At 62.5% G+C, this 7,759-nt stretch carries 5 protein-coding genes; 3 read left to right on the top strand and 2 right to left on the bottom strand.

What is annotated here, in order from left to right:
- Positions 1–180 precede the first annotated feature (180 nt).
- A complete protein-coding gene (locus CCR84_RS12045) occupies positions 181–762 on the top strand; it encodes a YMGG-like glycine zipper-containing protein (RefSeq protein WP_201212590.1) in 582 nt (193 codons plus the stop codon).
- A gap of 175 nt (positions 763–937) precedes the next feature.
- On the opposite strand, the gene CCR84_RS12040 is transcribed toward CCR84_RS12045, so the two are convergent.
- Together CCR84_RS12040 and CCR84_RS12035 are read right to left on the bottom strand one after the other, a co-directional pair.
- Entirely contained in the window at positions 938–1,486 is a 549-nt protein-coding gene (locus CCR84_RS12040; protein ID WP_201212588.1) for an OmpA family protein, read from the bottom strand.
- 123 nt (positions 1,487–1,609) lie between these two features.
- Positions 1,610–3,007 carry a caspase family protein gene (locus tag CCR84_RS12035; protein ID WP_201212586.1) on the bottom strand — a complete coding sequence of 466 codons (1,398 nt, stop codon included), beginning with the start codon at positions 3,005–3,007 and terminating at the stop codon, positions 1,610–1,612.
- Positions 3,008–3,200: 193 nt separating this feature from the next.
- Between CCR84_RS12035 and CCR84_RS12030 the strand changes: the two genes are divergently transcribed.
- Both CCR84_RS12030 and CCR84_RS12025 read left to right on the top strand, forming a co-directional pair.
- Entirely contained in the window at positions 3,201–4,910 is a 1,710-nt protein-coding gene (locus CCR84_RS12030; protein WP_201212584.1) for a ShlB/FhaC/HecB family hemolysin secretion/activation protein, read from the top strand.
- Between the two features lie 39 nt (positions 4,911–4,949).
- Positions 4,950–7,759 (top strand): two-partner secretion domain-containing protein (locus CCR84_RS12025; RefSeq protein ID WP_201212582.1); only part of this gene is annotated, 2,810 nt, incomplete at its 3' end.

The raw sequence follows: 7,759 nt of genomic DNA, 5'->3' as shown, positions 1-7,759 counted from the left end.
ATCGCCATCCTTTCGCAAAGTCGGCGATCAGTATGCAAGAAGTGGCCCGGAAGATTCAATCTGGGGGCAGGATTTGCGACTGGCATCACGCACGGTTCATGCTGAACGAGTTGTGTGTAACGCTATGCGCTTGCCGGTCTTTCCCTGCTGACGGCCTGCGCCACCCATCCCGACGGCTCGTTGAAGTTCGATGACCGTGCCACCGGCGCCCTGATCGGTGCTGTCGTCGGTTGCACTGCAGCAGCGGCTGCCGACAAGAAGTGCGCGACCGGGGCTGCGATCGGCGCCGCCGCGGGCTTCCTGATCGGTTGGTATTTCGAGTCCAAGAAGATCGTTGGCGCCAATCAGGTGAACGTCGAATATCAAAGGAAAGGCGTCGTGCCTCCCAAGGGCGAGATCAGGCCGGCTGCCTTCAGTACGCGGGTCAGGCAGAAAGCCACCGATTCCGCTGGAAAGAAGGAAATTCAGGTGAGCTCGAATACGGACATGATCGGTTACGGCGACAAGACGCCGGAGGTGACCCAGAAATACGCGATCTACGACGAGAAGAACCAACTCGTCGAAGAGAAGACCGAAAGGATCGCAGCGGTCGACGGCGCGGGGCGTTACCAGACGAATTCGAAATTCAAGGTGCCCGCCGCAGAAAAGGGCAAAGCATACACGGTGAAGACGACTTTGATGGTCGACGACAAGCCTTACAAGGAAAACAGCTACAAGGTTTCTCTCGACGACAGCGAGCCAGATGAATTTTTCCGTGGATGAGCCATAACGTGGAGCAAGGTGCTGCCGGAAAACGATTCGTTTTCAGGTTGTTCGGGACGAACGGAATCCCGTGCGTAGCCCGTTTGCCCTTCGGGCTGGTTTGGTTACGGCTGAGCTACTTTCGCTGAGCACGGCGCTCCGCCGTGGCAGTTGCGATTGAGCGTCTGCCCCGAATCTACTTCCGACCGATCTCGACCCGCCGGTTTTCCGCGGCAGCGGGCTGGTCGGGAAGCTTGAGCCTCGAAGATGCCACCCCGACGGTGACGAGGTTGGCCGATGGCGCACCGAAGTTCCGGACGAAGTAGGTCTTGACCGACTCGGCGCGTTGCTGCGAGAGGCGCTCGTTCAAGGCATGGGGGCCCGTTGCATCGGTGTGGCCGGTGATGAGGACCTTGAGATCGGTACCCTCAAGCACGCTCACGGTCGGCCCGAACTTGTTCAGGTAGCGTTTGGCTTCCTCCGAAAGTTCGGCCGACCCCAACTTGAAGACGATCTTCGAGGGTAGGGAAAACACCTTTGGCGTCGGCATGAAGCCCATGCAGGTCATTTTCGCCTTGGCGGCCTCGATCGGATCGCAGCCGGTGTCGTCGTGCGGGAACAAGGATGCCCGGATTTCATCGGCGCTCAGGTTCGGCTGCTTGTCCATGTCGATGGTTTCGTCAGCGAATGCGGCGGTGGCCGTCAGGCCGGCAACGAAGATCAAGGAGCAGAATTTCCTGTTCATGTCGGTCTCCCCATGCAAGGTAAAGCCCTCGCCGGCAGGCGTGAAAGCCAGTGCTATCGTGTGCCAGCGCCGAGAACGAGTCCTCAGCAAAGATTTCCAGAGATCAACTATAGATCATTGGCATCATCTTATGCCAGAACGGTCGGCGCCCAGTTCGCCGGGCCAGGTCAGGCCAAGTCGGGTGGCCAACTGTCGGTAATAAGTGGCAGCGCCGTCCAGTCGCTCGTCACGGTACTTGCGATACAACTCGGCGCAGGAGAGGGCGTTGCCCAGCGCGGCCGCGTACTGGAGCCACTGTTCCCAACGGTCGAGATTGCGTTCGAGCTCATTGCTGCCATCACGATACATGGCGCCGATACGGGCGGCGGCATCCTTTTCCCCACGCAGCGCCTTGCGCAAGTCTTCCCGGTAGCGTGCGTCGCCGGCCTCGATCCTGATCCCTGACAGACGCAAGAACACGTTCCGATCGAACAGCGCCTTCCTGGCGTCCCGTGCTCCGCTCAGCGCGACTTCGGCCTGGCTGCGGAACACGCTTGCAGGATGAGCGCGCAGCATGCCAGACGCAGCCCTTTCGACTTCGTCAGGGAAGAGGGCAATCTCGACGGCACGCCAGTCGGCGAGTTCAGTGTCGCTGACGTTTTCACGCGCGTGAGCTCGTTCTGCCTGCGAGGTCTTGACGATGGCGAAGCGGCCGACCTGACCGGTGGCCAGGTGAGGTCGCTGGGCGCGCGCCCTGACGAAGGCGAGCGGATGGTTTTCCATTACGGACTGGGTGCGCAACTGTGCCTTGACGAAGACATCGCTGATCGGTGTGAATTCGTTCGCTTCGTCGATGCTCTGCAGCAGTGCCGCCGTGTAGAAGGTGTTCTGTGATTCGTCCCGGGGCGCCAGCGAAACCTGACCGGCGCTGGCCGAGAACGCCACCATGCAACCGACGGGAGCGTCGGTGTAGTTGAAGGTCTCGGCCCGGCTCTCGCCCATCGCCGAGCGGCAGGCGTCGACAATCACCACGCTCAGCCCCGGATAGTGCTGCGGCAGCCGGTTGATGACCTCGTCCTGCAAGGCCACCGATTTTTCGACGATATCCTGGTCAGACAGGTCGAGACGCGCCGGTACCAGGAGGTTCTGCCCCTGTCTCTGGAAGCCGTGGCCGCAAAAATAGACCAGAACCATCGGCGCCGATGCGGCGGGGTAGCCGGTCGCAAGTGCGCGCAGCTTTTCCACGCCGGCGAGAATGCTGGGACGGTCGGCATCGAGCAGGATGCTGACATCGTCGAAGCCGACCTGCCGCAGGCGCCGTTCGAGGTCGAAGGCATTCTTCCGCGCCGGGAAGATGCGTTGATCCCGCGGGTAGTCGGCGTTGGCGATCAGCAGCGCCAGGCGCGCCTGCTTCTCCCCGCCGACGAAACCGTTCCCGGTCGATGAGGGCTGGTGCGCCTCCGCGTCGGCGGCGTGACATTCCGGGAGCAGGCCGAGGAGCATGCCCGCCGAGGCCAGAGCCAGGAATTTGCGCTTGTTCATGATGATGCATCTTAAGTCCGCTTGCCGATATTGACAATGTCATTTTCATGTGGAATGGTTGTACGCTGAAACAGGGAAGAAGCTTCCGTGGCCGTCAGACAGGTGCACCCCGGGGTGCGCCCGGCCCGGTTGTCCTTCGCTCCAATACCGTCGCGACACGTATCAGCAACTTCATTCCCGGAGATGCCGCTTCATGTCCGCCACTTTTCCCCGTGTTGGTTTGTCCCTTGCACTGCTGCTTGCGGGTTCCGGTGCTCAGGCCGCAGATCCCGCAGTCCCCGATGCCGGTTCCATCCTGCGTGAAACCGAACGCACCGCACCCAAGCCGCAGCCCGAGAGCGTGCCCAGGGACCTCATCGAGGGGCCTGAAGCTGCCGAATCAGCGATTCACGATGTTCCCGGTGTCCTGGTCGACGTCAAAGGCTTTCGCTTTTCGGGCGCCACCGTCGTCAGCGACGAGGAACTGCAGGCTGCGGTCACGCGCTTTGTCGGTCCGGGGCGCAACTTCCAGACCCTCGTCGATGCCGCCGAGGCTGTCCGCCGCATCGTCGAGAAGAAAGGACTGTTGCTCGCACAGGCCTACATTCCGCCGCAGACCCTGAAGGACGGGATCGTCGAAATCCGCATCATCGAGGGCAGGTTGGGCGAGGTCCTTATCGAATGGGAAGACGATGTAAAGGTGGAGCGGGCTGTCGTCGAGCGCTATCTGGCGCGTCTGCGGGCGGACCAATTGCTCGATACGGGAGACCTGGAGCGTGCGCTTTTTCTGGTGAACGACCTGCAGGGCGTGCACGCCAAGTCCAGACTGCGCCCCGGAAGACGCACCGGAACGGCGGATCTCGTCGTCAGCGTGCGCCCCGATCCGCGCATCGAGGGACGCATCGATGTCGACAACTACGGATCGCGCTACAGCGGCTCATACCGTGCCGGCGCCCTGGTGTCACTGAATTCTCCGACCGGGCTCGGTGATTCACTGACGCTGCGCGGCATGCTTTCCGATCACTCGGGGATGCAGTACGGCAACCTGACCTACACCTTGCCGGTCGGCGGCGCCGGCACACGTGTCGGGGGCAGCTATTCCTATCTCGAGTACGAACTGATCCCCTCCACGGTAGACGGACTCCTGCAGTCGGGCGAGGCCGAGGTCAGCAGCCTTTTTGCGATTCATCCCTTCGTCCGCAGCCGCAACCTCAACCTGTTCGGCCAGTTGGGACTTGATTACAAGAAGAACACGAATCGCCTGGAAGAGCAGGATCTGGAAAACAGCAAGTTCACCCGCGCGACCACGCTGGCGCTCGCTGGTGATTTTCGCGACAACTTCGGCGGTGGCGGCATCACCGCGTTCGGCCTGTCCTACGCCTGGGGCAACCTGGCTTCCTCGGTAAACGACCCTCAGTACACGGTGGTCGGCCCCTACGCCAAGCTGCAGCCGAGCTTCACGCGCATGCAAGCCATTATCGGTTCCGATGTCACCCTCCTGCTGCGCTACCAAGGGCAACATGCTTTCGATCGTCTCGACAGCTCGGAGAAATTTGCGCTGGGTGGCCCCGCGGGTGTTCGCGCCTACGCGCCCGGTGAGGCGCCGGGCGACGATGCGCATCTGCTGACGACCGAGTTCCGCTTCAGGGTCAGGAAGCAGGACGATGAGTACCCGGGACAGATGGTGCTCACCGCCTTTTACGACTACGGCGCGGCGCGTCTCGACAAGGAGCCGATCAGGCAGCCCCTCGCCCCCGAGGTGCCGAACTGGCGTTACCTGAGCGGCTACGGCCTAGGCATCAACTGGGCCGCCGCCGACTGGGCGCTGCAGGCAGCTTTGGCTTTTCGCGACCGCGGAGATCTGGTCAACGACAAGCAGAACCATCAACCCAGGGCTTACCTCCAGTTCACCACCTTCTTCTGATAGCCCTCCGACGACGCATTGGACAAGAGAGGATTGATCATGATTGATCGCCGCACTTCGCATCCGATGAAGGCCGAGGACAAGAATCTCAAGGCAACGATCGCCCCGCGTTGGCGTCTGGCTCCCATGGCGCTCGGCCTGATGGTGCTCACCACGACGCCGGCCTGGAGTCTGCCTGTCGATCCCACTCTCGTCGCCGGCAGCGCCACGATCAGCCAGCCCCGGGCGAACGCGCTGCTGGTGAATCAATCCAGCCAGAGCGCCCGGATCGACTGGCGCAGCTTCGATGTTGCCGATGGCGAACGGGTCCAGTTCGTGCAGCCGAACGCCAACTCCGTCATCTTCAACAAGGTCCTCTCGTCCGATCCGAGCAGCATCTTCGGCACGATTTCCGCCAACGGCCGCGTCTTCCTGATCAACCCTGCCGGCGTCATCTTCGGCCCGACCGCGGTTGTCGATACCGGTAGCCTCGTCGCCACCGCGCTCGATGTGCGGCTCGACCCGGCCAATCCGGACCGCTTCAGCCTGGTGACGACGACCGATCACCCAGGGCGGATCGAGAATCAGGGCCGGCTCAGCGCAGCACATGGTGGCGTCGTGGCCCTGATCGGCGGCCAGGTCGTCAATAGCGGCAGCATCCTGACGCCCGGAGGCACCACGGCACTCGTGGTGGCAGCCAGGGTCACGCTCGATTTCGCTGGTGACAAGCTCCTGAGCTTCGAGGTAGACCCCGCGCTGGCCAGGGCGAGCATCCAGCACAGCGGGCGCATCGAGGCTGAGGGCGGTGATGCCGTGTTCGAGGTGCGCGCGCGCGACGCACTGCTCGACACCGTGCTCAACGTCGAAGGCGTGGTCCGCGCGAACCGCCTCGTCGAAAGAAACGGAACGATTCACATTGACGGCGGCGACAGCGGCGTCGTACGTATCGGTGCTCAGCTCGACGCCAGCGGCAGCCGCACCGCCGGTGGCCTGATCGAGGTCACGGGTGACAAGGTCCTGCTCGACGCGGGCGCCAGGCTCATCGCCTCCGGTGCCAGCGGCGGCGGCAGCATCCATGTCGGCGGCGACTGGCAAGGCAGCGGCCCGCTGCACAACGCCAGCATGACCCAAGTCGCCGCCGGCGCGCGTCTCGAAGCCGACGCGATCGAATCGGGCAATGGCGGCGAGGTCGTGGTCTGGTCGAACGAGAGCACGCGTTTCTTCGGCCATGCACAGGCTCAAGGTGGTCCGCAGGGGGGCGACGGTGGTCGTGGCGAAATCTCCGGCAAGGGGTACCTCGATTTCCGGGGAACATTCTCGGCGTCGGCACCGCAGGGGAAGGCCGGGATGCTGCTGCTCGACCCGCTGGACATCACGATCAGTAATGCTGAAATGAACAATGTCGAACAGGATGAAGAGGACGGAGCATTCGTACCCTCTGGAGACTCTTCAGTCCTGCCCTGGCAAAGGCTCAAGACGGTGCTCGAGACATCCGATGTCATCGTGACTACCGCTCGCAGCAACGGGGCGCAGAGTGGAGACATCACCGTTGCCGAGTCTTCGGGCGATCTCCAATCCGGTCGTTCGCTGACACTTGAAACTGCCGACGGCGGAAAGATCAACATCAATGCTTCCATCACCAACACGGGGGGCGGCTCACTGATCTACGATGGCCCGGTGACGCTTGGCGCCGACACGACCCTGAGCGGTACGAACGTGAGCCTGCGCAGTACGGTCGATGGGGCCTATTCGCTGACGATCAATGATGGCGGGACGACGACCTTTGGCGGAGTTGTCGGTGGCACGACAGCCTTGGCGAGCCTGAGCACGAACGCGGGCGGGACCACCGTGATCAAAGGCGGAGAGGTCAGGAGCACGGGCGCGCAGACCTACGGCGACAATCTCGCCATCGCTAACGCGTATGCGAGGCTGAGCACCCTGGGTGGCGCGGTGACGGTCGCAGGGGCGACGACCCTGAGCAAGGGACTGACGGTCAGCAGCGGTGCGGGCGACGCGACGTTCAACGGGACCGTTGATGGCCCCGGCGCGCTGGCGGTGAACAGCAGCGGCACTACGACCTTCAGCAAGGCGGTGGGTGGAAGTACTGATCAGACCAGGCTGGCGAGCCTGACGACCGATGCGCTTGGACAGACGCTGATCGAAGGTGGCTCTGTCACGACCAGCGGCGAGCAAAGCTACGGTGACGAGGTGAAGCTCAGTGTCGACACCACCTTGAAGGGCAGCACGGTCACGACAAAGGGCACGCTTGAGGGCAGTAACAAGTCTCTGACGATCGACGGCGATGCGGTTTTAGGTGGCACGCTGAGCGGGCTGAATACGCTGACGGTGAGCAAATCGACGACGATACAGAGCGGGACGGTGACTAGTTCCGGGATGCAGAAGTATTTGGGTGATGTGACTATCGAAGGCACTGGTGCGCAGTTGAACACCAAGGATAACGCGGTGACAATCGACGGGGCGTTGACGCTCAGCAAGGGACTGAAGGTCAGCAGCGGTGCGGGCGACGCCACGTTCAACGGGATCGTTGATGGCCCCGGCACGCTGGTGGTGAACAGCGGCGGCAAGACGATCTTCAGCAAGGCGGTGAGTGGAAGTACTGATCAGACAAGGCTGGCGAGCCTGACGACCGATGCAGGCGGATCGACAGTGATCAATGGCGGAGCGGTCAGGACCAGCGGCGAGCAAAGCTACGGTGACGAGGTGACGCTCAGTGTCGACACCACCTTGAAGGGCAGCACGGTCAGGAGCAAGGGCACGCTTGCAGGGGGCAGCAAGTCTCTGACGATCGAGGGTAATGCGGTGTTGGGTAACACGGTGAGTGATCTGAACAGCCTGACCGTGACGGGGAC

Source organism: Rhodocyclus purpureus (genome assembly GCF_016653115.1).
GTDB lineage: Bacteria > Pseudomonadota > Gammaproteobacteria > Burkholderiales > Rhodocyclaceae > Rhodocyclus > Rhodocyclus purpureus.
The sequence above is the reverse complement of the archived record's forward strand: the minus strand, read 5'-3'. Positions and strand labels throughout refer to the sequence as shown.

Bases quoted from the DNA above. Each gene is read 5' to 3' on its own strand.
- CCR84_RS12040 (WP_201212588.1), bottom strand. From the start codon at position 1,486: ATGAACAGGAAATTCTGCTCCTTGATCTTCGTTGCCGGCCTGACGGCC.
- CCR84_RS12035 (WP_201212586.1), bottom strand. From the start codon at position 3,007: ATGAACAAGCGCAAATTCCTGGCTCTGGCCTCGGCGGGCATGCTCCTC.
- CCR84_RS12030 (WP_201212584.1), top strand. From the start codon at position 3,201: ATGTCCGCCACTTTTCCCCGTGTTGGTTTGTCCCTTGCACTGCTGCTT.